At 60.6% G+C, this 1,105-nt stretch carries 1 protein-coding gene; it reads left to right on the forward strand.

Translation table 11 applies throughout. The features are described from left to right. A partial coding sequence (fliF, locus tag AC1D1X_RS24095; RefSeq protein WP_477699457.1) for a flagellar basal-body MS-ring/collar protein FliF occupies window positions 1-1,105 on the forward strand: 1,105 nt, incomplete at both ends.

Genomic DNA, 1,105 nt, shown 5'->3' on the forward strand with positions numbered 1-1,105 from the left:
CGGCGCGTGCGCTCCTGGTTGGAGCGCTGGTGTTGTTCCTGGGCGCTGTGGTCTTTTTTGCATGGTGGGCGTTCAGAGTGGAATACCAGGTGCTGTTCACTGACCTGAAGCCCCAGGATGCGCTGGCGATGACAACGGAGCTCGACAAGCAAAAGATGCCCTATCGCCTCGCCGAAAGCGGTTCGACCATTCTTGTCGACAAAACGCAGGTGCACGCAACGCGCATCAAGCTGATGGGCAAGGAAATCCCCTTACAGGGAGTGGTCGGGTTTGAGCTGTTCAACAATACCGATTTCGGCATGACCGAATTCGCCCAGAAGATCAACTATCAGCGAGCGCTTCAAGGCGAGTTGACACGAACCATCCTGTCCCTGGCGGAGGTCAGCGACGTGCGCGTCCATCTGGCGCTTCCGGAGCAGGGCCTGTTCAAGCAGGCGAGCAGTAAACCGAAGGCCGCCATTACCCTGACGCTCAAACAGGGCCAGAACCTGCGTCCCGAGCAGGTTTTCGGAATTCAGCACCTCGTCGCTTCAGCGACACCGGGAATGACCTCTGCCGATGTCGCCGTCGTCAACCACCAGGGCATCGCGCTGAGTCGAGTGGCCACCAATGCCGAAAACGGCGCGGCGCTCGCAAACAGCTCAAGCCGGCTCGACCTTAAAAAAGAAACCGAAGATTACCTTGCCCGCAAGGCGGCCTTGGTGCTGGACCAGAGCTTTGGCGCGGGCCAAGCGCTCGCCAGTGTGGACGTCCTGTTAAACATGGATCAGATACGCATCACCACCGAAGAAGTGATTTCGGCGCCGGGGCGAGAAAACAAGCCGCCTGCCGGCGTGGTGGTGCGCGAACGCGAGTCTGTGCGCGATACCGGGGTGGCGCCGCTCGACGCGCGTACTGGTACTGGCGTGAATGGCAGCGTACAACGGGAAGTGGAATATCAGGTTGGGCGAAGGGTCGAGCAGGTGGTCAGCCAGCCGGGGTCGATACGCCGCATACAAGTGGTGGCCGTTGTGCGCAAAGCGCTGGACGCCGCCGACGAAGAGCAAGCCCGGAAAGTCATTGCCGCAGCTGTGGGGGCTTCACTCGAACGGGGCGACACCGTAGT

The sequence above is a fragment of the Polaromonas sp. P1_G4 genome, from assembly GCF_056405475.1.